This window comes from Streptococcus atopicus (genome assembly GCF_049166725.1).
GTDB classification, from domain to species: domain Bacteria; phylum Bacillota; class Bacilli; order Lactobacillales; family Streptococcaceae; genus Streptococcus; species Streptococcus hominis.
Map to the genome: position 1 here is coordinate 1 of NZ_JBMHFC010000013.1, position 22,091 is coordinate 22,091.

At 39.3% G+C, this 22,091-nt stretch carries 21 protein-coding genes, 2 tRNA genes and 1 pseudogene; 20 read left to right on the forward strand and 4 right to left on the reverse strand.

Annotation, left to right across the window (positions count from 1 at the left end; genetic code table 11):
• The first annotated feature begins 268 nt into the window (after window positions 1-268).
• A complete protein-coding gene (locus ACOMA9_RS08480) occupies window positions 269-1,018 on the forward strand; it encodes a PHP domain-containing protein (RefSeq protein ID WP_330945423.1) in 750 nt (249 codons plus the stop codon).
• Between the two features lie 85 nt (window positions 1,019-1,103).
• Here the strand turns inward: ACOMA9_RS08480 and ACOMA9_RS08485 are convergent, their stop codons facing one another.
• Both ACOMA9_RS08485 and ACOMA9_RS08490 read right to left on the reverse strand, forming a co-directional pair.
• A complete protein-coding gene (locus ACOMA9_RS08485) occupies window positions 1,104-1,427 on the reverse strand; it encodes a nuclear transport factor 2 family protein (protein WP_049533383.1) in 324 nt (107 codons plus the stop codon).
• 11 nt (window positions 1,428-1,438) lie between these two features.
• Window positions 1,439-1,891: a DUF1694 domain-containing protein gene (locus tag ACOMA9_RS08490; protein WP_330945424.1), complete on the reverse strand. Its 453-nt coding sequence runs from the start codon at window positions 1,889-1,891 to the stop codon at window positions 1,439-1,441.
• A 175-nt stretch (window positions 1,892-2,066) separates the two neighbouring features.
• Between ACOMA9_RS08490 and eno the strand changes: the two genes are divergently transcribed.
• From eno to ACOMA9_RS08510, 4 genes are all read left to right on the forward strand, one after another.
• The gene (gene eno / locus ACOMA9_RS08495) at window positions 2,067-3,371 is read left to right on the forward strand and encodes a surface-displayed alpha-enolase (protein ID WP_106083524.1); all 1,305 of its coding nucleotides are present in this window, start codon (window positions 2,067-2,069) and stop codon (window positions 3,369-3,371) included.
• A 78-nt stretch (window positions 3,372-3,449) separates the two neighbouring features.
• Window positions 3,450-4,190, forward strand: coding sequence for an NAD-dependent protein deacylase (locus ACOMA9_RS08500; RefSeq protein ID WP_330945425.1), 741 nt, complete (start codon window positions 3,450-3,452; stop codon window positions 4,188-4,190).
• 160 nt (window positions 4,191-4,350) lie between these two features.
• The gene (locus ACOMA9_RS08505; protein WP_330945426.1) at window positions 4,351-5,025 is read left to right on the forward strand and encodes a SatD family protein; all 675 of its coding nucleotides are present in this window, start codon (window positions 4,351-4,353) and stop codon (window positions 5,023-5,025) included.
• Complete coding sequence (locus tag ACOMA9_RS08510) at window positions 5,018-5,749, forward strand: DUF3307 domain-containing protein (protein ID WP_421425219.1); 732 nt, start codon at window positions 5,018-5,020, stop codon at window positions 5,747-5,749. Before ACOMA9_RS08505 ends, ACOMA9_RS08510 begins: the two co-directional genes overlap by 8 nt.
• A 42-nt stretch (window positions 5,750-5,791) precedes the next feature.
• Here the strand turns inward: ACOMA9_RS08510 and ACOMA9_RS08515 are convergent, their stop codons facing one another.
• A complete protein-coding gene (locus ACOMA9_RS08515) occupies window positions 5,792-6,637 on the reverse strand; it encodes a DegV family protein (protein WP_330945428.1) in 846 nt (281 codons plus the stop codon).
• A 133-nt stretch (window positions 6,638-6,770) separates the two neighbouring features.
• On the opposite strand from ACOMA9_RS08515, the gene ACOMA9_RS08520 reads away from it, so the two are divergent.
• The 4 genes from ACOMA9_RS08520 (at window position 6,771) to nt5e (ending at window position 10,835) form a co-directional block, all read left to right on the forward strand.
• Window positions 6,771-7,355, forward strand: a complete 585-nt coding sequence (locus ACOMA9_RS08520) for a TetR/AcrR family transcriptional regulator (RefSeq protein ID WP_003042435.1) — start codon at window positions 6,771-6,773, stop codon at window positions 7,353-7,355.
• Window positions 7,356-7,371: 16 nt separating this feature from the next.
• Complete coding sequence (locus ACOMA9_RS08525; RefSeq protein WP_003042919.1) at window positions 7,372-7,839, forward strand: deoxycytidylate deaminase; 468 nt, start codon at window positions 7,372-7,374, stop codon at window positions 7,837-7,839.
• A 47-nt stretch (window positions 7,840-7,886) separates the two neighbouring features.
• Window positions 7,887-8,522 carry a tetratricopeptide repeat protein gene (locus ACOMA9_RS08530; protein ID WP_151380444.1) on the forward strand — a complete coding sequence of 212 codons (636 nt, stop codon included), beginning with the start codon at window positions 7,887-7,889 and terminating at the stop codon, window positions 8,520-8,522.
• Window positions 8,523-8,681: 159 nt separating this feature from the next.
• Complete coding sequence (gene nt5e / locus ACOMA9_RS08535) at window positions 8,682-10,835, forward strand: cell surface ecto-5'-nucleotidase Nt5e (RefSeq protein ID WP_330945429.1); 2,154 nt, start codon at window positions 8,682-8,684, stop codon at window positions 10,833-10,835.
• A 37-nt stretch (window positions 10,836-10,872) separates the two neighbouring features.
• On the opposite strand, the gene plsY is transcribed toward nt5e, so the two are convergent.
• Window positions 10,873-11,520: a glycerol-3-phosphate 1-O-acyltransferase PlsY gene (gene plsY, locus ACOMA9_RS08540; protein ID WP_126407136.1), complete on the reverse strand. Its 648-nt coding sequence runs from the start codon at window positions 11,518-11,520 to the stop codon at window positions 10,873-10,875.
• A 182-nt stretch (window positions 11,521-11,702) separates the two neighbouring features.
• Between plsY and parE the strand changes: the two genes are divergently transcribed.
• From parE to ACOMA9_RS08595, 11 genes and pseudogenes are all read left to right on the forward strand, one after another.
• Window positions 11,703-13,646, forward strand: a complete 1,944-nt coding sequence (gene parE / locus ACOMA9_RS08545) for a DNA topoisomerase IV subunit B (RefSeq protein ID WP_421425224.1) — start codon at window positions 11,703-11,705, stop codon at window positions 13,644-13,646.
• Window positions 13,647-13,657: 11 nt separating this feature from the next.
• Window positions 13,658-14,767, forward strand: a complete 1,110-nt coding sequence (locus tag ACOMA9_RS08550; RefSeq protein ID WP_330945431.1) for a hypothetical protein — start codon at window positions 13,658-13,660, stop codon at window positions 14,765-14,767.
• 368 nt (window positions 14,768-15,135) lie between these two features.
• A complete protein-coding gene (locus ACOMA9_RS08555; protein WP_330945432.1) occupies window positions 15,136-15,876 on the forward strand; it encodes a DUF6261 family protein in 741 nt (246 codons plus the stop codon).
• A 79-nt stretch (window positions 15,877-15,955) separates the two neighbouring features.
• Window positions 15,956-16,174: pseudogene (locus ACOMA9_RS08560) on the forward strand (GNAT family N-acetyltransferase); the annotation flags it as partial.
• 16 nt (window positions 16,175-16,190) lie between these two features.
• A complete protein-coding gene (locus tag ACOMA9_RS08565) occupies window positions 16,191-17,024 on the forward strand; it encodes an aminoglycoside 6-adenylyltransferase (protein WP_330945433.1) in 834 nt (277 codons plus the stop codon).
• Window positions 17,005-17,739 (forward strand): CPBP family intramembrane glutamic endopeptidase, encoded by a 735-nt coding sequence (locus tag ACOMA9_RS08570; RefSeq protein ID WP_330945434.1) that lies wholly within the window; start codon window positions 17,005-17,007, stop codon window positions 17,737-17,739. The genes ACOMA9_RS08565 and ACOMA9_RS08570 overlap by 20 nt, the downstream gene beginning before the upstream one ends.
• Before the next feature lie 52 nt (window positions 17,740-17,791).
• Window positions 17,792-20,248, forward strand: a complete 2,457-nt coding sequence (gene parC, locus ACOMA9_RS08575; protein WP_330945435.1) for a DNA topoisomerase IV subunit A — start codon at window positions 17,792-17,794, stop codon at window positions 20,246-20,248.
• 121 nt (window positions 20,249-20,369) lie between these two features.
• On the forward strand, window positions 20,370-21,407 hold the full coding sequence (locus ACOMA9_RS08580) for a branched-chain amino acid aminotransferase (RefSeq protein ID WP_080977788.1): 1,038 nt from the start codon (window positions 20,370-20,372) through the stop codon (window positions 21,405-21,407).
• 102 nt (window positions 21,408-21,509) lie between these two features.
• A complete protein-coding gene (locus ACOMA9_RS08585) occupies window positions 21,510-21,740 on the forward strand; it encodes a DUF2969 domain-containing protein (protein WP_049533369.1) in 231 nt (76 codons plus the stop codon).
• 52 nt (window positions 21,741-21,792) lie between these two features.
• Window positions 21,793-21,873 (forward strand) — tRNA-Tyr (locus ACOMA9_RS08590).
• 42 nt (window positions 21,874-21,915) lie between these two features.
• Window positions 21,916-21,987, forward strand: a tRNA-Gln gene (locus ACOMA9_RS08595).
• Window positions 21,988-22,091 lie beyond the last annotated feature (104 nt).

Here is a 22,091-nt window from a genome sequence, read left to right on the forward strand (position 1 = left end):
TTGTAAATGATGGGATTTAGCGGTATACTGTAAGTGGCTCATTGGGACAACCTCCTGTTTGTTTCGTCACTTACAGTATAGTCCAAATGGGCTTTTTATGGTGTTTTGAGTTTAACTAGCACCACGGATTTATATACTTATTTTTTACACAACTACAAAATATAATTATCAAATTTAGGAAACTCTTGTTTAAAAATACTATATATTGTAGTTAGTATAAACTGCTATATAATTCCTTAGTGTTATAGAGATGATAGGAGGAAAACTTATGCAAGATAATCATCTTCATACTTACTTTTCTTATGATTCAGATGCTGATTTCAGAGATTATTTGGAACATTACGATGGTGAAATCGTGACGACTGAACATCTGGATTTATCTAATCCCTATCCGTATGATGCAGGCTCTCCTCACGATGATATTCCTGATTATGAGTCTTATTCTAGAAAAATAGCTGCTCTCAATCGGAAATATGGAAATCGAATCAAAAAAGGAATTGAGATTGGCTATTACAGACCACGAAAGAAAGATATTTTAGCTTTTTTGGAGAATAAAGATTATGATTTGAAACTTTTATCTGTTCATCATAATGGGAAATTCGATTATTTAGAAAAGCCTGTTTTGCAATTTGATAAAATGAAGTTTATTCCAACGTATCTAAAAGAAATGGAAGAAGCTATTGAGAGTATTTCAGCTCATGTTTTGGCTCATTTTGACTATGGTTTTCGCAAGTTTAATGTGACAGTTGAAGAACTAAAAAACTTTGAAGCTCAACTTCGTGCCCTCTTTCAAAAAATGATAGATTACAGCTTAGCTTTTGAACTGAATTGCAAGTCAATGTATCTCTATGACCATGAAGATATTTATATTTATGCCCTGTCTTTGGTGAAAGAATTGGGCGGAACAAAGTATTCTGTTGGCTCTGATGCCCATACGTTAGAACATTTTCGCTTGAATTTTGACCGCATTAAGCAAATCCTAACAGAATTTGACATAGACGAAGGGATGTTGCTATAAAAAAGGGGTTAGAACAAAAAGTTCTTAACCTCCGATTATATTTGTTTTAGATTACAAGGTGTAGTAGTTCTCAGACATGGAAATATCATAACAAATATTCATATTCTCTGATAATTAAACCATTTTCGAACTCAAAAATATCACAGGATAGTTGACCAAAATCATTTTGGAGAATGGTGACAATCCGATTTTCGTTAGTTGAAAAAGTATGCAAGCAGGAAAATTGAACGTTGCTATGATGATAGGCTTGCTGAATCTTCAGAAGATAATCGTCTATTCCATGAATGGTTGAAACTTCTTGCCCATGCAATTCCCAGGTAATATCAGAATGTAAAAAACTTTGGTACGTTTCCCAGTCTCTTTGATTTTCTGCTTGAAAGAATAAGGTTAGTTTTTCTAAATTTGGCATCAATCGCCCCTTTAATGAAACAACTTTTCCCAAAAAGAAGGCCTCTTTTCTACTTTTTGAGATGAATCTGCTTGGAAAAATTCAGAAAATTGGTTAGCAATTTCTTTTTCATCTATTTCTACTGGATGATCACTATGAATGACTAAACCAAATGGAGAATTCTTCCAGTTACTAGACACGATTGTTGCTTTGCAACCCAAATCTTTTGCTATTTTTAAGTAAAAAATTTGATATTGACTATTAACCTCAGGTGATATTTTCACAATTACAGGCTGATAGTCCAAGATAATCTTTTGTAAAATTTCTTTAAAGTGGTCGTGGATGGGAGCGCTGTTAGCTTCATCAATACTACATTCTGCAATGACCCGTTCTTCAAATGTTTCTAAAAATTTTCTTTGCTCATCGGGATTTAATTTTAATCCCCCTTGAGATTTTTCCATTATTGCTTTATTTATATCTGTCATAAAGTTAGTATAACATACTTTTTTTGAAATTTATCCAAGAAATATTCGGAAATATAAAACGCTTACACAGAAAATTATCGTAAATTTCATAGAAAGACACGATTTTTCCTTGAAAAAAACCGATTTTTAAGGTATGATAGGAATGTAAATAAAATAACTCAAAGGAGAGTAAAAAATGTCAATTATTACTGATGTTTACGCTCGCGAAGTCCTAGACTCACGCGGTAACCCAACACTTGAAGTAGAAGTTTATACTGAATCAGGTGCTTTCGGACGTGGTATGGTTCCATCTGGAGCTTCTACTGGTGAACACGAAGCAGTTGAACTTCGTGATGGTGACAAATCTCGTTACGGCGGTCTTGGTACACAAAAAGCTGTTGACAACGTAAACAATATCATTGCTGAAGCAGTTATTGGTTATGACGTTCGCGATCAACAAGCTATTGACCGTGCAATGATTGCACTTGACGGTACTCCAAATAAAGGTAAATTGGGTGCAAACGCAATTCTTGGTGTATCTATTGCTGTAGCACGTGCTGCTGCTGATTACCTTGAAATCCCACTTTACAGCTACCTTGGTGGATTCAATACTAAAGTTCTTCCAACTCCAATGATGAACATCGTCAACGGTGGTTCTCACTCAGATGCTCCAATCGCTTTCCAAGAATTTATGATTGTTCCTGCTGGTGCACCTACATTCAAAGAAGCTCTTCGTTGGGGCGCTGAAATTTTCCATGCTCTTAAGAAAATCCTTAAATCTCGTGGTCTTGAAACAGCTGTTGGTGACGAAGGTGGATTTGCTCCTCGTTTTGACGGAACTGAAGATGGTGTAGAAACTATCCTTGCTGCTATCGAAGCTGCTGGTTATGTTCCTGGTAAAGATGTATTCCTTGGATTTGACTGTGCATCATCAGAATTCTACGACAAAGAACGTAAAGTTTATGATTACACTAAATTCGAAGGTGAAGGAGCTGCAGTTCGTACAGCTGACGAACAAATCGAATACCTTGAACAATTAGTTGATAAATACCCAATCATCACTATCGAAGATGGTATGGATGAAAATGACTGGGAAGGTTGGAAGAAACTTACTGAACGCCTTGGTAAGAAAGTACAACTTGTTGGTGATGACTTCTTCGTAACAAACACTTCTTATCTTGAAAGAGGTATTAACGAAGGATGTGCTAACTCAATCCTTATTAAAGTTAACCAAATCGGTACTCTTACTGAAACATTTGATGCTATCGAAATGGCAAAAGAAGCTGGTTACACTGCCGTTGTATCACACCGTTCAGGTGAAACTGAAGATTCAACAATTGCTGACATCGCAGTTGCAACTAACGCTGGACAAATTAAGACTGGTTCATTGTCACGTACTGACCGTATTGCTAAATACAACCAATTACTTCGTATCGAAGACCAACTTAGTGAAGTTGCTGAATACCGTGGTTTGAAATCTTTCTATAACTTGTCAAAATAATTCAGTTATAATATGAATCGGCTAGTTCTGCTAGCCGATTTTTTCTTTAATAATATTGGTAACTTTTAGGAGGGCGATATGGACAAGATTGAAGAACTGGCTCAGATCATTCAAAGTAGCCAAAATATTGTATTTTTTGGTGGTGCGGGTGTTTCAACTGAATCTGGTATTCCGGATTTTCGAAGTTCTAATGGGATTTACAATATTGAGTTAAACCAGCATTTTACAGCAGAGCAATTAGTTTCACATACGATGTTTGAACGTTATCCAGAACAGTTTTTTGAGTTTTACAAGAAATATCTTATTTATCCTAATGCTAAGCCAAATGTAGCCCATAAATATTTAGTTTATCTAGAAAAGCTAGGGAAATTAAAAGCAATTGTTACACAGAATATTGATAGTTTACACGAGAGGGCAGGAAGCAAGAACGTATTAAAAATTCATGGTAGTGTGGACCGAAATTTTTGTACCAATTGTCATCGTTTTTATGACTTAGAGGATTTTTTGAAATTGCCTGGAATCATTCCTTATTGCGAGACTTGTGGTTGTGTAGTTAAGCCAGATGTGACTCTTTATGAGGAACCGTTAAATATGGAAGTTTTTTCTCAAGCTATTCAGGCTATCAGTCAAGCTGACCTACTTATCATTGGCGGAACATCGCTAGTTGTTTATCCAGCTGCTAATTTGGTTCATTATTTTCAAGGACGGCACTTAGTTGTAATCAATAAAAACAATATAATACAAGATAGTCAAGCTGACTTAGTTATCAAGGGCAAGATTGGAGAAGTGCTGGGTAAGGTATGGAAAGTAAAAGGATAGTCATTATCAGATCAAATGATGGTTTCAATCATGTGCTTAGTTGTATTTTTTAGAGATGGTAGATTAGAAAATGTCCTTCGTGACGGAAATTTTGGAAAATGTCCTTTATAATGGAAATTTTTAAAAATTTCCATTATAATAGACAAAAAGAGGTGAAAAGATGATGTACATTGCTCTTATTGGAGACATTATTAAATCAAAAAAAATACAAGATCGAGCGCAGGCACAACAGCAATTGTTGCAATTGATGAAAGAGTTGAATCAGCAATATCAGAAATATTTAATTTCTCCCTTTACGGTCACAACTGGCGATGAATTTCAAGCTTTGTTTTTACCAAATTCGGATATGTTTCAAATCATGGATCAGCTTTCTATGGCATTTGCTCCTTATGAAATTCGATTTGGGATTGGTGCTGGAGACATGATTACAGAAATTAACAAAGAACAAAGCATTGGTTCTGACGGTCCGGCGTATTGGCTGGCAAGAGAAGCGATTAACTATGTTCATGACAAAAATGACTATGGCATCAATCACATTTCAGTTTCTTTGGCAGATGAGAAAGCCACCCAGACAATCAATGCTATTTTAGCTGCGTGCTCTTTTATTCAGTCCAAGTGGACAGATATCCAATATGAAGTCCTCAAACAATTACTAGCTGAAAATATATACGATGAAACATTTTCGCATAAAGAAATGGCAAAACTACTTGGTATCACTCCGAGTGCTTTCAACAAACGTATCAAGGCGAGTGGGTTAAAAATTTATCTCAGAAATAAACGAGTTGCGATGAACTTGATGTTAAATGCGATAGCGAAGGAGGCGAAACATGTCTAATTTGTGGGGATTTTCGGACTATTTTGTCCAACATCCAATCTTGTTGTTAGTCTTATTGGCGCATGTTTTAGCTGATTTCCAATGGCAAAGTCAAAAAATGGCAGATTTAAAATGTCGAAAGTTGCCTTATTTATTGTTGCATTTAGCCATTGTTTTTCTTCCGTTGCTGATTTTGAGTATCTTTTTCCCGAAAAATATTATTTACTTTATTGCTGTTTGGCTTAGTCATGTAGTTATTGATTTCCTGAAATACAGGCTCAACACGTTTATAGAAATAAAGAAACTCACAAAGCAAGTTTTCATCATTGACCAACTCCTTCATTTGATTTGTATTTTTCTATTTTATGCTTTATTGGCCAGCAAAATCAATCCACAATGGCTGAAAAATGGAGCGTCAGTTGCTCAAACCCTTCTTTTCTTAGCAATCGTTGGCAAGCCTGTTAATATTTTATTTAAGCTTTTCTTCAGTAGGTATCAGTCAAAGGGAGATAACCAAGACACTATAGCAGGTGCAGGGGCGATGATTGGGATTTTAGAGCGTTTTATTATGGCTTTGTCTCTTATATTTGGGCAGTTTGCTTCCGTTGGCTTAGTCTTTACTGCTAAGTCAATCGCACGGTATAACAAAATTTCTGAAAGTCAGTCCTTTGCAGAATACTATCTCATTGGCTCACTTTTTAGCATGATTAGTGTGTTAATTGTTTTTGGTTTGCTTTATTTGTAATATAAAAACTGTAGTTTAGTGATTGACTACAGTTTCGTTATATTATTGAATTTCATAGCCCATGAGGAGACCATTTTCTTCAGCATAAAAGCTACAAAGTCCAGAAGTCGGGATGACTTCAATAACAGCTTGTGGGAATCTTTCACGAACCATTTCGGAAAATTGCTGGCAAAACTTGGGATTATTTCGATGAGCAATAATGATTTGTCCACCGGCATAGCCTGCTTTGATGAGTTCATCAAAAGCTGCTATTAGTGATTTTTTAGCACCACGCGCCTTTTGAAGCAACTCCAACTTGCCGTCTTGACTGGCTTCGCCGACCATACGAATATTCAATAATCCTACAACAGCTCCAAGCAATTTGCTTAGTCGTCCATTTTTAACTAGGTTATCAACCTTGGAGAGAACGAAAAGTAACTTCGTCTTTGCTTGATAGGCTGTAATTTCTGTTACAACCTCTTCATAACTTAGCCCTTGACCGATGAGAAGATTAAGCTTTTTGATAATCAAATCATTTTCGCCGCCAGCAGAAAGAGTATCAATAATATGGATATTCACGTTAGGATGTTCTTCAAGATAGAGTTTTTTAGCCACTTGTGCGCTATTATGGCTTCCTGATAAGGTTCCTGTAATAGTGACCACAAAAATGTTTGAAGCTCCATCAAAAGCTTTCATATAATCATCTGGACTAGGACAGGCAGACTTTGAAGCCGAAGAAGTGGCATACATTTTTTCCATCATATCATCAATATTGAGCTGAGCATTATCTATAAAGATTTCATCACCTACTTGAATGGTCAAAGGAACACTTTCAAACAAGGTGTCAACAGCAAGGTTTTCGATAGTTCTATAATCACAGCCTGAATCAGCTACAATTTTCCAAGTCATTGCATTCTCCTTTAGTTGAGTAGTAAACTAGTTAGACATTGACAAAAGTTTTGTCTTTTTTTACAATTATATCATGAAACTTCTGCTTTAGAAAGCCATTACAGTCGGTTGTTACACGTAGAAAGAAAATGTTATGTCGGAACGTAAAATATCGAAAAAATCTTTAGAAAATCTAAAAATATCAAATCAGGAATCCAATCGCATTACAAAAGAATCCTTAGAAATTTCGCTATTGCAATTATTGGAAAAGAAAGAGTTGACCAAAATTACTATTTCTGAATTAGTAGAGAGGGCAGGCGTTTCACGTGCAGCTTTTTATCGAAATTATGATTCAAAAGAAGAAATTTTACAAGAGATTTTCCAACGAACAGTACAAAAGATTACCGATAAATTGGAACAATTCAATATGAGAACTGAGCTTTATCAAGTGTGGCTGTTCTTGTTTAAAGAAGTCAAAAAAGAGGCACGAATCCTTAGTTTAGCAGTGGATTATAATTTAGAAAAACTGTTGACAAGTGCTGTGTTTGATTTCTTGGAAAAACAAAATAGCTCTAGAAAAGAGGCTTCGACTTACATGAATTCCTTTTGGAGTTCGGCGGTGGTTTCTGTCTTAATCAAATGGACAAAAGACGGCATGAGGGTTCCGGCAGAAAAGATCGCATCGCTCGGACTTCCGCTTTTTCCACATCGAAAAAATGATAAAATGAGTGATAAATAAAAAAGAAGGTGACAACATGGTTACAAAAAGATTGGCTTGGGACGAATATTTTGCAGCACAAGCGCTCTTGATTGCAAATCGCTCAACCTGCAAACGAGCAAGCGTTGGTGCGGTTATTGTAAAGGATAATAAAGTTATTTCAACAGGATATAATGGATCCGTTTCAGGAACGGAGCACTGCATCGATCACGAATGCCTGATAGTCGATGGGCATTGTGTGAGGACTTTACATGCAGAAGTAAATGCGATTTTGCAAGGTGCAGAGCGCGGGATCCCGAAAGGATTTACTGTTTATGTCACGCATTTTCCTTGTCTCAATTGTACGAAACAGCTTTTACAAGTTGGTTGCAAGCGAGTGGTTTATATCAATCAATATCGTATAGATGATTATGCGCGTTATTTATATAGCGAAAAGAAAGTTGAGCTAGTACATCTGCCAATCGAAAAAGTGAAAGAGGCAATCTCGGAGACTGATTTAATATAACTTTTAAAGTGTGACTTTTGTTTTCTATGAATAAAAGGAAAGAAATTATGATAGAAGAACAACTTCAAAAAGCCTGGCAAGCATTGTTTGACGGGCAATATCAGCTTGCCAAGCAATTTGTTTATCAAATAGACCAAGATAGTTATAGTACGCTGAATTTAAAAGCTTATATTGCTTTAGAAGAAAAGGATTTTCAGTTGGCTCGTCAGTTTTTAAAAGACTACTATGCTCAGGCTATGTCTGAAAAGAATCTAGAAGAACAACATATAGGCTTGCATCAATTAGCTATGGTCGAACGAGAAGAAGAACATTTTCAAAAAGCTTATGACTTGATAATGACAGAAGTTGCAATTATTGCAAAGCATTTCCCCAATGATGTCCTAAAGAAATCAGTCAATTTGTACGAACAGGGGTATTTACAATTCAAACTAGGAAATATTCACCTTGCAGAAGAACTTTTGCAAGAAACATTAAATTTAGCATTGCAGACAGATGATTTAGTCAATCATGCTTGTGCTTATCGTGGCTTGGCTGAGGTAAGATTAGCTAAGGGAGATATAAAAATGGCTAAATCTGATGCTCAAAAAGCACTGGTGTGTTTTGAAAAAGCAGGTGATACCGTTGGAGCAGCAGGACTGAAGGACTTAATGACACAGATAAACTCACAAGATAGAAGGTTGTAGATAATGTTTGTGAAATAAGATATTCTAATGTAAAAGTTAGAATATTTTTCTTTTTATGATAATTTTAGCGAACGATGAGATAAAGCTTGCTAAATAAGGTTTTATTTTACCAGACAATCTTGTATAATAGAATCAAAAAATAATAAAAGATGATTGATTATGAAGAAGAACAAATTCATTATCCCAATTTTGTCAACATTGCTAATTGCTCCAGCAATTTTAGCACATCAGGTTTCTGCTGATGCTGTAGATCCAGCTACTTCAACAGCACCTGTAGAGCAAGTAGAAGCTCCTAAAGAAAATCAGTCGGTTGCACCTACGACCGCTCAAGGAGATTCAGCAGTTTCGTCTGCTACTGAAGTTTCCACAGAGAAAGTAACAGAAAAGAGCGAGAACAAACAAGTTGAAACTTCTGTAACTCCAGCAGATTCTACAACTCCGGCAAATCAAGCTGTTGTTTCGCCCACAGCTCAATCCGAAAAGGATACAGTTATTCTTCATACAAATGATGTACACGGTCGTATTGTAGAGGAAAAAGGTGTCATTGGCGATGCTAAATTAGCAGCTGTCATTGAGCAAGAACGTGCAAAGATCAATCAAACAACACTTGTTGTGGATGCAGGCGACGCTTTTCAAGGGCTTCCGATTTCCAATAGCTCAAAAGGAGAAGAGCGCGCGAATATTTTAAATAAGATTGGCTATGACGCAATGGCGGTCGGAAATCATGAATTTGACTTTGGTTTGGATGAGGTGAAAAAATACAAAGAAATTTTGAAATTTCCTCTTCTTAGTGCCAATACTTATGTCAATGGAGCACGTCTCTTTGAGGCTTCTACGATTGTTGATAAAGACAAGAATGTTGTGGGAGATGAATTTGTGGTTATTGGGGTGACAACGCCAGAAACTGCAACAAAAACACACCCACGCAATGTTCAGGGGGTTACGTTTACAGATCCAATTTCAGAAGTCAATAAAGTCATTGAAGAAGTGGAATCTCGTGCGAAAGCGGAAGGTAAAACTTACAAACATTATGTTGTTTTGGCACATTTGGGTGTGGATACGACGACACCAGTTGAATGGCGTGGTTCTACCTTGGCAGAAGCATTATCAAAAAATCCTTTGCTAAAAGGAAAACGTGTGACAGTGATTGACGGGCATTCACATACTGTAGAATCAGTAACCTATGGCGACAATGTTACTTATAATCAAACAGGTAGTTACTTGCATAATATCGGAAAAGTAACGTATAAATCTGGTCAAATTCTAGGAAATCCTCAACAAATCTCAGCTGATTCAGTAAAAGGCGTTACTCCAGATCCAGCTATTCAGCAATTAGTAAACAAAATCAAAGAGAAATACGACCGAGAAAACGCAAAAGTGGTCGTTGCTAATAGCCCAGTTGAGTTAAATGGTAATCGAGAAAATGTCCGTGTGCGGGAAACCAATCTTGGAAATGTCGTAGCAGATGCGCTCTATGAGTACGGGCAAACAGGATTCAGTCATAAGACAGACCTTGCTGTAACTAACGGCAGCGGACTTCGTGAAACAATTGCGAAAGGAAAACCAATCACCAAAGGAGATATTATTGCTGTTTTACCATTTGGTAATACCATTACTCAAATAAAAGTAACTGGGCAAAACATCGCAGATATGTTTGCTAAGTCTTTAGGTTCTATTTTACAAGAAAAAGACGGCAAACCAGTCCTAGATGAAAATGGCCAACCGTTACTTGAACCAAGCAGCGGTTTCCTGCAAGTTTCTGGAGCAAAAGTTTATTATGACACAACCTTGCCAGGTGATAAGCGTATTCTTGGCATTGAAATCAAAAATCCTGAAACAGGAAAATATGAAAAATTAAACCTTAAGAAAATCTACTATCTGACAACCAATGATTTCTTGGCTGCAGGTGGTGATGGTTATAGTATGTTGGGCGGAGCTCGCGAAGAAGGTCCTTCAATGGACGTTGCTTTTGCAGACTATTTGGCAAAAACAGACTTAACAGCTTATGCGGTTGTCAATCCTAATTTACGGACTATTTCAATCTCGACTGCACAATACAAGAAACTTCAAAATCAAGCTGCTAATCAAGTGAAGCCAAATGAAACTGGACAAAAAGAACTTGTGCCAGCGGTTCAAACAAATACACATCAAAGAACGGCAACGATTCCAGTCAATGTACACAAACAATTTGTACCTTCAGGTCAAAAGAGCTTGCCAGAAACAGGTACAACAGATACTACCTTTATCAGTTTACTTGGCTTTGTCGTTGGACTTTTAGGATTATCTAGATTTAAAAAAGCTCACAAAGAATAAAATAAAAGGAAGCTAAGATTTTTTATCCTAGCTTCTTTTATTTCTGTTTAGGTTGTTGTTTTGTGATATTCAATCCGAAGGGAATGAGATTTTCTTGCTTCGTCCGAATCCGCTGAATATTATCTTTGTGTCGAACGATAATGATGAGCGCTAATGCCAGCACAATCACGGTAAAAAGCACATCGTAACGTGGCAAAAGAAAACTAAATAACGGGAAAATTAAGACTCCCAGAATAGCAGAGGCAGCAGCTGTCACACTTGAAAAAGAAATCATACTAGTCAAATACAAGCAGCTGAAAAAGATGACAGCTAAATAAGTGAAGAAAGTCGGTGAAAAGCCCAGAATGACACCTGCACTGGTTGCCACGGCTTTACCGCCCTTAAATTCTGCGAAAATGGGGAAGGTATGCCCGAGTACGGCTAAAAGTCCAAAAACGAGAGGAGAAATACCGTTGATATGAAGGAAAAATGGCAATAGTGTCGCAAACGTTCCTTTAAAAAAGTCGAAAATAAAGGTGATGATGCCTGCTTTTTTCCCAAGGACACGAAAGGTATTGGTCGTCCCTGTATTTCCGCTGCCGTATTCGCGGAGATTTTTCTTGTAAAATACTTGTCCAATCCAAAGCCCGGCAGGGATTGAACCAATCAAATAAGCTACTATCAATGTAAAAACTATCTTTATCATGTTTTTATTATACCATGAATTTTGATTTTGATAGTTGAACGACCAGAAATATTTTACAAAATTTGTCTAGGCTGAAAAAATGGTGGTGAGAAGCAGAAAGAATACACTATTTTCTAAAAATCTTTGCAAAATTTACTAAAAACTTGTAAGATAGAAAGGATGAATGATTCAGGAGGCTCCTTGTGGCAAAAAAGGAAATCAATATTAACAATTACAATGATGATGCCATTCAAGTATTAGAAGGGTTGGACGCGGTTCGGAAGCGTCCTGGTATGTATATCGGATCAACCGATGCAACTGGGCTTCACCATTTGGTCTGGGAAATTGTTGACAATGCAGTCGATGAGGCTCTGTCTGGCTTTGGCGACAAGATTGATGTGACGATTAACAAGGATGGGAGTTTGACAGTAGCAGACCACGGTCGGGGAATGCCTGTCGGTATGCACGCTATGGGAATCCCGACAGTGGAAGTCATCTTTACGGTGCTTCATGCTGGAGGTAAGTTCGGTCAGGGCGGTTACAAGACCTCTGGGGGTCTCCACGGTGTTGGTTCTTCTGTGGTCAATGCGCTGTCTAGCTGGCTGGAAGTTGAAATCACACGTGACGGAACGATTTATCGGCAACGATTTGAGCAAGGTGGGAAACCTGTTACCAGTCTGGAAAAGATTGGCAAAGCTCCCAAATCAAAAACGGGCACAAAAGTGACCTTTATGCCTGACGACACGATTTTCTCAACGACAGATTTCAAATACAATACCATTTCGGAGCGGCTCAATGAATCAGCCTTTCTCTTGAAAAATGTTCACCTTTCTCTGACAGATGAGCGAACGGGTGAGTTTGTTGATTTTCACTATGAAAATGGGGTGCAGGACTTTGTCAGCTACTTGAACGAAGACAAGGAAACCTTGACGCCGGTCCTTTATTTTGAAGGAGAAGAGGGCGGTTTTCAAGTGGAAGTGGCTCTCCAGTACAATGATGGTTACTCAGACAATATTCTTTCTTTTGTCAATAACGTCCGCACCAAGGACGGCGGAACGCACGAGACGGGGCTTAAGTCTGCTATTACCAAGGTCATGAATGACTATGCGAGAAAGACTGGATTGCTGAAAGAAAAGGATAAAAATCTGGAAGGTTCTGACTACCGTGAGGGCTTAGCGGCTGTTCTTTCTATCTTAGTGCCAGAAGAGCATTTGCAGTTTGAAGGACAGACCAAGGACAAGCTGGGCAGCCCTTTGGCTCGTCCGGCCGTGGACTCCATCGTCTCTGACAAGCTGACTTTCTTCCTTTTGGAAAATGGGGAATTGGCATCTAATCTCATCCGCAAGGCAATTAAGGCGAGAGATGCGCGCGAGGCAGCCCGCAAGGCGAGAGATGAAAGCCGAAGTGGCAAGAAGAACAAGAAAGACAAGGGGCTTTTATCTGGAAAGCTAACGCCAGCTCAATCCAAAAACCCAGCTAAAAACGAACTCTATCTGGTCGAGGGAGATTCTGCCGGTGGCTCTGCCAAGCAAGGGCGTGACCGCAAGTTCCAAGCTATCCTGCCCCTGCGCGGTAAGGTTATCAATACTGCCAAGGCTAAGATGGCCGACATTCTCAAGAACGAAGAAATCAACACCATGATCTACACGATTGGTGCTGGTGTTGGGACAGACTTTACCCTTGAGGACGCCAACTATGACAAGATCATCATCATGACCGATGCGGACACCGACGGTGCCCATATCCAGACCTTGCTGCTGACCTTTTTCTATCGCTATATGCGCCCGTTGGTCGAGGCTGGCCGCGTCTATATCGCCCTGCCGCCTCTCTACAAGATATCCAAGGGCAAAGGCAAAAGCGAAGTCGTCGAGTATGCCTGGACCGATGGCGAGCTGGATGACCTGCGCCGCAAGTTTGGCAAGGGAGCCATGCTTCAGCGCTACAAGGGGCTCGGTGAAATGAACGCTGACCAACTCTGGGAAACAACTATGAACCCAGAAACCCGCACCCTCATCCGTGTCACCATCGAAGACTTGGCCCGCGCCGAACGCCGTGTCAATGTCCTCATGGGCGACAAGGTCGAACCACGCCGCAAGTGGATCGAGGATAATGTGAAGTTTACACTGGAAGAGAGTGGGGTGTTTTAGGAGGAGAAGTTATGTTTGAATATGTAAGTGAAAAATTTTTAGACAATATTCTAGAAAAAGTAAAAGATAAATACGAAGTTCGTGAAGTAAAAAAAGATATTTCGCAATTCGAAGAAAGTATTATTAAACAACACAAAGAAAATCCTGATTTTGAACCAGTTTCAGATTTCCTGAAAAGTCGAAGAGTTTTTGAAACAATTTTAGAAAACTTACTGTTAAATAGTGAAGAAAACTATAATGATGTTCTAAAAGAGTTCGAAAAAGATTTTATTCAAGAAAATAGCGACAAATCAATAAATCTAGATTTGTATATTAGAATAGTTGAGCAATTCGACCACTATATCGGACAAGAATTAAATTCTCATTCATCATTAAGTAAAGTTGACTTAGCTAGAGAAAAAAAGAATAAGGATGATATTATAAGTAATAACTCGAGAGAAATTGAAAACATGAAAAAAACGCTCGAGGAACTAGTTGATCTAGTTAAGGAGATGAAACAAAATAAGTTTATACTTTATAAAAAAGAGAGTATAGTTAAAAACTTTCGATTTACCTTTCCAGTGTTCAATGAGTTAGAATATGTTGTATCAAGTAATTATCAGTATAGTTTCCATCTATTTAATAGCTTTGAATTTGAAGGTGATTTTGGTGAAAATCCTACAGTATATTTGATATACTCTAATGACGATAATCCGATTAAATTTAAAACTCAGGAACATGGACTACAAGCAGAAAATTTATCGATTATGAAACTAGATAATATTTCTGATAATGGAGATAGCTATAAATACATTATTTCCATGCAATCTCATTATTTTTCAAATAATAATTCTGAATTTGATATCAGACCATTTGTTGTTGTTATTCTGGGGGAAAATAATATAGGATTTATTACATTGACAATAGTTAATAAGACATTTGGCGGCACTACGGGAAATGGAGCTGTGGTGGCAAGGCTTTTTGGGCAAGCTGAATTTTCACCTCAAGCGCGTATACTGCTTTGGCCTAAAAAGAACGATCTTCTAAAAAATATTAAAGAACCACAAACAGGAAAAGTTTTTTATCTAGAGAAAAAAGACATTGAAGGAATACTAGAACTTGAACAATATTTTCGAGAGTAATCGAAAATATTGTTATTAAAAATTTAGCTGAATGGACAGTTTAATAAATCCCCCGACCAAAAACCTACCAGCGGTTTATTTTCAAAAAACAGACTGGCAGAAAAAGTCAGCTTGCCTGTCTCATGTAAACAACGAAGACTAATTATCCCTCGCCCCCTAATCGAGAAATCCGACAAGTTAGTTTAAGTGGCAGGGAGCTCGTCGGAATTTCCGACGAGCTCCCTGTGGATTGAGAGGTCTTGTCGGAAATTCCGATGAGCCGCCTGGCTGACAGGGAGAACAGCGGAAAATCCGACATCCATTCTGCCAAGTAAGAGACTTCCACCGAAATAAAAATAAACAATTTAATGAAATTTTAGGAGAAAAAAATGAAATATAAGATTATAAATCTAGATATAACTCGATTGGAAGGACAAAGTTTCTTTCAACTGCTGAGCGATAGCCTTGAGGCTGTCAATGCTTTTACAAAAGCGAATAAAACGGAATTAGTCTATATCAGCAAGGCTTCCCGAATGGAGCCTTTGTTGGAAAAATTCCAAGCAAGTCTGCATAACGTTCGGGCAGGAAAATTCACAGAAAACATGGAGAAAACAGACCGTGAGCGTGATGATGCTCTAGTGACTTTGTTATCCTTTATCAAGGCCTTTTCGCGTGTGAAAGTTCCAGCTATTCAGACTGCCTATGAACAGCTAAATCCGCTTTTCAAACAATACAAAGGCATTACGACGACCAGTTATGAAAAAGAAACGGAAAGTATTAACCACCTCTTGAAACAGTTGGCACAGAGCGACTACCAGTCCTCCATACAAGCACTAAATTTGACGGAACACATCCAAAACTTAAAAGCTGCCCAAGCAAAATTTGAGAAGGTTTACAAGGAGCGCTTGGCTGAGCAAGCTGGGAAAACACCTAGCCAAGCAAAGGCTTTGCGTGTTGAATTGACAGAGTTGTATGAGTTTCTGGTTGATTTCACGGCAATCAATGCTTATGCCTACCCAGACAAAGCCTACTTTGCCAACCTCCGCGACCACCTCAACACTATCCGCAGCCGCTACAAAAAACGCAAACCATCTAAGAAGGTGAAAGAAGAAGTGGCGGAGGCGAACTAGCAACTTCTGACGAAAGGAGACAGCCAATGACGCTTGACAATAAACTGGGTCTGACGGATTCGCTTGAACTAGCCAAGATGGTTATGCGACAGAGGCTGCCCAAGCCTGTCTAGACTTCGCTTTCCAGCTAGCTAGCTTGTCAGAAGTTTACTCTTTTACATCCTTACTCAATCTCCCTTCGCAAAAAGTCATGCAAAAACTAGGCATGGAATTTGTCAAAGAATTTGATAATGAAAAAGTTCCAGCAGACAGTCCGCTATACAGACATGTCCTCTACAGAATCAAGAGTTTTCACTAAAAAGGTAGGTGTTTCCATGAGAACTGAACCCGAAATACTAGATTTGATTTTGCAAACTGCAAAAGTGATACAAGTCGAAGCTGTCGCCATGTCCGGCTCACGGACAAACCCAAATGCTCCCAAGGACGAGTTTCAAGACTATGATGTGGTCTACATCGTGGAGGATTTGGACGCTCTGGTGGCTGACCTTGTATGGTTGGAAAGGTTTGGTAAGCGCATGATTGAGCAGCATAACGTACTTGACCATCGCCGCCTCTATCTTATGCTCTTTGAAGATGGCAATCGGATCGATTTGACCCTTTGTCCTAAGGAGCACATTAAAGAGTGGGTGGATAGCGAAGCGGATTTCACAGTGCTGGATGACCCGCAGGGGCTGTTTGCTCCTTATGCACCGACACCCAAGCGCTATTGGACGAGCCCAGCTCGTGCGACTGACTTTGACAAATCCTGCAATGAATTCTGGTGGGTGTCAGCCTATGTGGTCAAGGGCATTTGTCGAAATCACCTGATCTATGCGACGGATCATCTCTATGGCATCTGCCAGCAAGAATTGCTTAAGCTTTTAGCTTGGCAAGTAGCAGCAGAAAAGGGGACAGTTGATGTCGGTAAGAACTACAAATACCTCTTTCAGTATTTGCCTGCCGAGAAAGAGAAAAATTTCTCAAAACTGCTTGCCTTTTCTGATCAGAAAAACCTCATCAAATCTTTCTTGGATACCATGGACTTTTTCCACAAAGAAGCTCAAGATTTCTCTCTCAAAACCGGCTTCCACTATGACAAAGAAACCGCAGAGGCGATGATTGAGTATGCTGAGGAGAGACTCGAAACAAATGAAACATTTACAAAATAATAAGATAACAAAATTTTTACTGATTAGTTTTCTCATTTCTTGGGGATTTGGTTGGGGATTGCTCGCTTTTCTGACGCAAATGAGCCTCTTAAGTCTAACGAGTCCACTGGGAGTTTTTCTCCATCTACTAGGAGGTTTCGGTCCAACTATTGCAGCCATTTCTTGTTTGCCTCAAAAATCAATTAAAAGCATAGTCTCTTTTATCTTAGGGGACTCAAAGAAATATATTTTATTATTTCTTTTACTAATTTTCGTGCAGACGGGTGTTATTGCTTTCTCGTCTAAGGAGATTAATCCAGCTTTTCCGCTAGGAAATTTGTTTGTTGTTTTTTTGAGTGCAGTCTGTTTTTATGGTGGAGAAGAAGAATTGGGATGGCGAGGCATCTTGCAGCCAACTTTGGAAACTAGATTCTCCTATTGGATTTCCAGTTTGATAACAGGTTGTATTTGGGCAGTATGGCATGTACCTTTATGGTTTGTGATTGGAAGTTCCCAAAGTGGGATGCCTTTTATATTATTCAGTCTATTTGCAATTTATCTCAGTATTCTTCTAGCTGCTGTTTTCAAAAAGACTAAGTCGGTCCTCTTTTGCGCCATTTTTCACGGTCTAATTAATACCCTACTTAGCTTATTTGTTATTAAAATTAATCTTTTATTCATTATAGGATTAGTAGGATTGCTCTTCTTTTCTCACTACCTACAACGAAACAGTTAAATTTATAAAATATAGATTTACTTTGCAACAAAACATTAAAAAGAGAATTATTATGTCCAATATTCAAAACATGTCCCTTGAGGACATCATGGGAGAGCGCTTTGGTCGCTACTCCAAATACATCATTCAAGAGCGGGCCTTGCCGGACATTCGCGATGGCTTGAAGCCTGTTCAGCGTCGTATTCTTTATTCCATGAACAAGGACGGCAACACTTTTGACAAGGGTTACCGCAAGTCTGCCAAGTCTGTCGGAAACATCATGGGGAATTTCCACCCTCACGGTGACAGTTCCATCTACGATGCCATGGTCCGCATGTCTCAGGATTGGAAAAATCGTGAGATTCTCGTTGAGATGCACGGAAACAATGGTTCCATGGACGGTGATCCGCCAGCCGCTATGCGGTACACCGAGGCTCGTTTGTCTGAGATTGCAGGCTACTTACTGCAAGACATCGAAAAAGACACCGTGCCTTTTGCTTGGAACTTTGATGATACCGAGAAGGAGCCGACTGTTCTGCCTGCTGCCTTTCCAAATCTTTTGGTGAATGGGGCGACGGGGATTTCTGCTGGGTATGCGACAGACATTCCGCCTCACAATCTGGCTGAAGTTATCGATGCGGTGGTGTATATGATTGACCACCCCAAAGCCAAGGTGGACAAACTCATGGAGTTTCTGCCTGGTCCAGACTTCCCGACAGGAGCTATTGTCCAAGGGCGAGATGAGATTAAGAAAGCCTATGAGACTGGAAAGGGTCGCGTTGTCGTGCGTTCTCGGACGGAGATTGAAAAGCTCAAGGGTGGCAAAGAGCAGATTGTTGTCACTGAGATTCCTTACGAGATTAACAAGGCTGTTCTGGTCAAGAAGATTGATGACGTTCGGGTCAATAATAAGGTAGCTGGTATTGCAGAAGTACGGGATGAGTCTGACCGTGATGGGCTTCGTATTGCCATTGAGCTGAAAAAGGATGCCAATACCGAGCTGATTCTGAATTATCTCTTTAAATATACGGATTTGCAGGTCAATTACAATTTTAACATGGTGGCGATTGATCATTTTACACCGCGTTTGGTAGGGATTGTGCCGATTCTGACTAGTTACATCGCCCACCGAAAAGAGATTATTCTGGCGCGTAGTCGTTTTGACAAAGCGAAAGCAGAGAAGCGCCTGCATATCGTAGAAGGCTTGATTCGAGTGATTTCTATCTTGGATGAAGTGATTGCGCTCATTCGTGCGTCGGAAAATAAAGCTGACGCCAAGGAAAATCTCAAAGTCAGCTATGATTTCACCGAGGAGCAGGCAGAGGCTATCGTCACTCTCCAACTTTATCGTTTGACCAATACAGACGTGGTGATTCTGGAGGAAGAGCAGGCGGAATTGCGCGAGAAAGTTGCCATGCTTTCTGCCGTTATCGGCGATGAGCGGACCATGTACAATCTGATGAAGCGCGAACTCCGCGAGGTCAAAAAGAAATTTGGCAATCCTCGTCTTAGTGAATTGCAAGATACGGCTAATGCCATTGAAATTGATACGGCTAGTCTGATTGTGGAAGAAGAAACCTTCGTCAGCGTCACTTGTGGTGGCTACCTCAAACGCACCAGTCCACGTTCTTTCAATTCATCAACGGTTGACGAGGTCGGCAAGCGAGATGACGACCGTCTGATTTTTGTCAGCTCGGCGAAAACCACTCAGCACCTTTTGATTTTTACCAATCTTGGAAATGTCATCTATCGACCGGTCCACGAGCTGGCAGACATTCGCTGGAAAGAAATCGGGGAACACCTCAGCCAGACCATTACCAATTTTGAGACGAATGAAGAAGTCATCTACACTGAGTTAGTAGATAATTTTGACGAAGGCACTTATTTTGCGGTAACAAAACTAGGGCAAATCAAGCGTGTAGAGCGAAAACAATTCAGTCCTTGGCGCACCTATAAGTCCAAGTCTGTTAAATTTGCTAAATTAAAAAATGAAGACGACCAAATTATCACACTTTCTCCAATCAAGCTAGACGATGTTATGCTAGTGACCCAGAACGGCTATGCCTTGCGGTTCAATATCGAAGAAGTACCAGTTGTGGGCGCTAAGGCAGCAGGTGTCAAAGCTATCAATCTCAAAAAAGATGATGTCTTAGCAGCAGCTTTTATTGTCAATACTGATTCATTTTATATCTTGACCCAGCGCGGAGCACTCAAGCGAATGGCAGTTGCAGATATTCCTGTGACGAGCCGAGCAAATCGTGGCTTGCAAGTGTTGCGCGATCTGAAGTCCAAGCCACATCGTGTTTTCCAAGCAGGTCCTGTTTTTGGAGAGCAGCCTGCGGAACTAGATCTCTTTAGTTTGGACAATCCAACGGCAGAAGAAGAGCAGATTCTCTCAATTATTTCTAACAAAGGAACTACTTACCAAGTGAATCTAGCTGACCTCGGTTTGTCTGAAAGAACCAGCAACGGAAGTTTCATCTCAGATACTATTTCAGATGAAGAAGTGTTCTCTGCGAATCTTAAATAATTGAAAATCAGTCCAAGCGGCTGATTTTTTGTTCGGTTATAAACTGAAATTAAAAAATTTTCAGAATTTTGCAAAAAACTATTGAAAATATCTAAAAATAGTGTAAAATAAAAATCATAAAATTAAAAAGGAGAATGTTATGTCAGTAAATCTTGATTGGGAAAATCTTGGTTTTTCCTATATGAAATTGCCTTATCGTTATCTTGCTTATTATAAAAATGGTCAGTGGGAAAAAGGAGGATTGACTGAAGATGCAACTCTGCACATGTCTGAATCATCTCCTTGCCTTCATTACGGTCAACAAGCCTTTGAGGGAATGAAAGCTTATCGCACGAAAGACGGCGGCGTACAGCTATTTCGTCCAGATCAAAATGCAAAACGTCTGCAACGCACCTCAGACCGTCTCTTGATGCCACAAGTTCCGACTGATATGTTTGTAGATGCTGTGAAGCAAGTGGTTCGTGCCAATGAAGAATACGTTCCACCGTATGGAACAGGAGGAACCCTTTATATTCGTCCGCTATTGTTAGGTGTTGGTGACATCATCGGTGTTAAACCAGCAGATGAATACATTTTCACCGTGTTTGCTATGCCGGTTGGAAATTACTTTAAAGGGGGCTTGACTCCGACAAACTTTATCGTTTCTGACAAGTATGACCGTGCTGCTCCTTATGGAACAGGTGCTGCTAAAGTCGGCGGTAACTACGCAGCAAGCTTGCTTCCAGGGCAAATGGCTCACGAAAAGAAATTTTCTGATGTCATTTATCTAGACCCTGCCACTCATACGAAGATTGAAGAAGTGGGGTCTGCAAACTTCTTTGGAATTACCAAAGACAACGAATTTGTAACACCATATAGCCCATCTATCCTGCCTTCTATCACAAAATATTCTCTTCTATATTTAGCAGAACATCGTTTGGGCTTGAAAGCTATCGAAGGAGATGTACCAATTGATGATTTGGATCGTTTTGCTGAAGCAGGGGCTTGCGGTACAGCAGCGGTCATCTCTCCAATTGGTGGTATTCAGCACGGTGACGATTTCCATGTCTTTTACAGTGAAACAGAAGTTGGACCTGTCACTCGAAAACTTTATGATGAATTAACCGGTATTCAATTTGGTGATGTTGAAGCACCAGAAGGCTGGATTGTCAAAGTTTAGAAATTTTTGAAGCTATCTCACCGTTGAGGTAGCTTTAGTTTCGCATATTGCTTGCTAGTTTTTCTATTTTTTTGTAAAATAGAGACTTGAAAGAGGTATATGATGAGTAAAAAAGACAAAAAGATTGAAATCCAATTAGCAGATAGCCAAGTAAAAGTAGGGTCTGAACAATACGAAGGTTATGCTTTATCTATTGGTAAAAAAGTCATTGGTCAAATTGCTGAGTTAGACGGGCAATTTGCTATCATAAAAAATGAAAATGTTGATAGTTTTTATAAAAAACTTGAAAATGCCGTGGAAAAATTGATTGAAACCTATAATTTGGGGAAATAAATGCTTGTGTTTTCTTTTCATCAATGGTATAATAAATACTGTTGATTATACAGGAGAGGTAGCGAAGAGGCTAAACGCGGCGGACTGTAAATCCGCTCCTTCGGGTTCGGGGGTTCGAATCCCTCCCTCTCCATGAGCGCACTCAGCGTTTAAAGGATTTTGTCCGCGTTCTTTTTGGGGTATAGCCAAGCGGTAAGGCAAGGGACTTTGACTCCCTCATGCGTTGGTTCGAATCCAGCTACCCCAGTTCTTAGGTAATATATCAGATAAATGGTAAAATATCTTAGGGTATTTTATTTCTTTATAGGGTGGGAAACGTTAAAGATAGTTCATGTCATTGCGGTGCTTAGG

Coding starts and splice junctions, on each gene's coding strand:
- ACOMA9_RS08480 (WP_330945423.1), top strand. CDS start 269: ATGCAAGATAATCATCTTCATACTTACTTTTCTTATGATTCAGATGCT.
- ACOMA9_RS08565 (WP_330945433.1), top strand. CDS start 16,191: ATGAGAACTGAACCCGAAATACTAGATTTGATTTTGCAAACTGCAAAA.
- parC (WP_330945435.1), top strand. CDS start 17,792: ATGTCCAATATTCAAAACATGTCCCTTGAGGACATCATGGGAGAGCGC.
- ACOMA9_RS08510 (WP_421425219.1), top strand. CDS start 5,018: ATGTCTAATTTGTGGGGATTTTCGGACTATTTTGTCCAACATCCAATC.
- ACOMA9_RS08525 (WP_003042919.1), top strand. CDS start 7,372: ATGGTTACAAAAAGATTGGCTTGGGACGAATATTTTGCAGCACAAGCG.
- ACOMA9_RS08485 (WP_049533383.1), bottom strand. CDS start 1,427: ATGCCAAATTTAGAAAAACTAACCTTATTCTTTCAAGCAGAAAATCAA.
- ACOMA9_RS08555 (WP_330945432.1), top strand. CDS start 15,136: ATGAAATATAAGATTATAAATCTAGATATAACTCGATTGGAAGGACAA.
- nt5e (WP_330945429.1), top strand. CDS start 8,682: ATGAAGAAGAACAAATTCATTATCCCAATTTTGTCAACATTGCTAATT.
- ACOMA9_RS08505 (WP_330945426.1), top strand. CDS start 4,351: ATGATGTACATTGCTCTTATTGGAGACATTATTAAATCAAAAAAAATA.
- ACOMA9_RS08585 (WP_049533369.1), top strand. CDS start 21,510: ATGAGTAAAAAAGACAAAAAGATTGAAATCCAATTAGCAGATAGCCAA.
- ACOMA9_RS08490 (WP_330945424.1), bottom strand. CDS start 1,891: ATGACAGATATAAATAAAGCAATAATGGAAAAATCTCAAGGGGGATTA.
- ACOMA9_RS08550 (WP_330945431.1), top strand. CDS start 13,658: ATGTTTGAATATGTAAGTGAAAAATTTTTAGACAATATTCTAGAAAAA.
- ACOMA9_RS08515 (WP_330945428.1), bottom strand. CDS start 6,637: ATGACTTGGAAAATTGTAGCTGATTCAGGCTGTGATTATAGAACTATC.
- eno (WP_106083524.1), top strand. CDS start 2,067: ATGTCAATTATTACTGATGTTTACGCTCGCGAAGTCCTAGACTCACGC.
- ACOMA9_RS08530 (WP_151380444.1), top strand. CDS start 7,887: ATGATAGAAGAACAACTTCAAAAAGCCTGGCAAGCATTGTTTGACGGG.
- plsY (WP_126407136.1), bottom strand. CDS start 11,520: ATGATAAAGATAGTTTTTACATTGATAGTAGCTTATTTGATTGGTTCA.
- ACOMA9_RS08500 (WP_330945425.1), top strand. CDS start 3,450: ATGGACAAGATTGAAGAACTGGCTCAGATCATTCAAAGTAGCCAAAAT.
- ACOMA9_RS08570 (WP_330945434.1), top strand. CDS start 17,005: ATGAAACATTTACAAAATAATAAGATAACAAAATTTTTACTGATTAGT.
- ACOMA9_RS08520 (WP_003042435.1), top strand. CDS start 6,771: ATGTCGGAACGTAAAATATCGAAAAAATCTTTAGAAAATCTAAAAATA.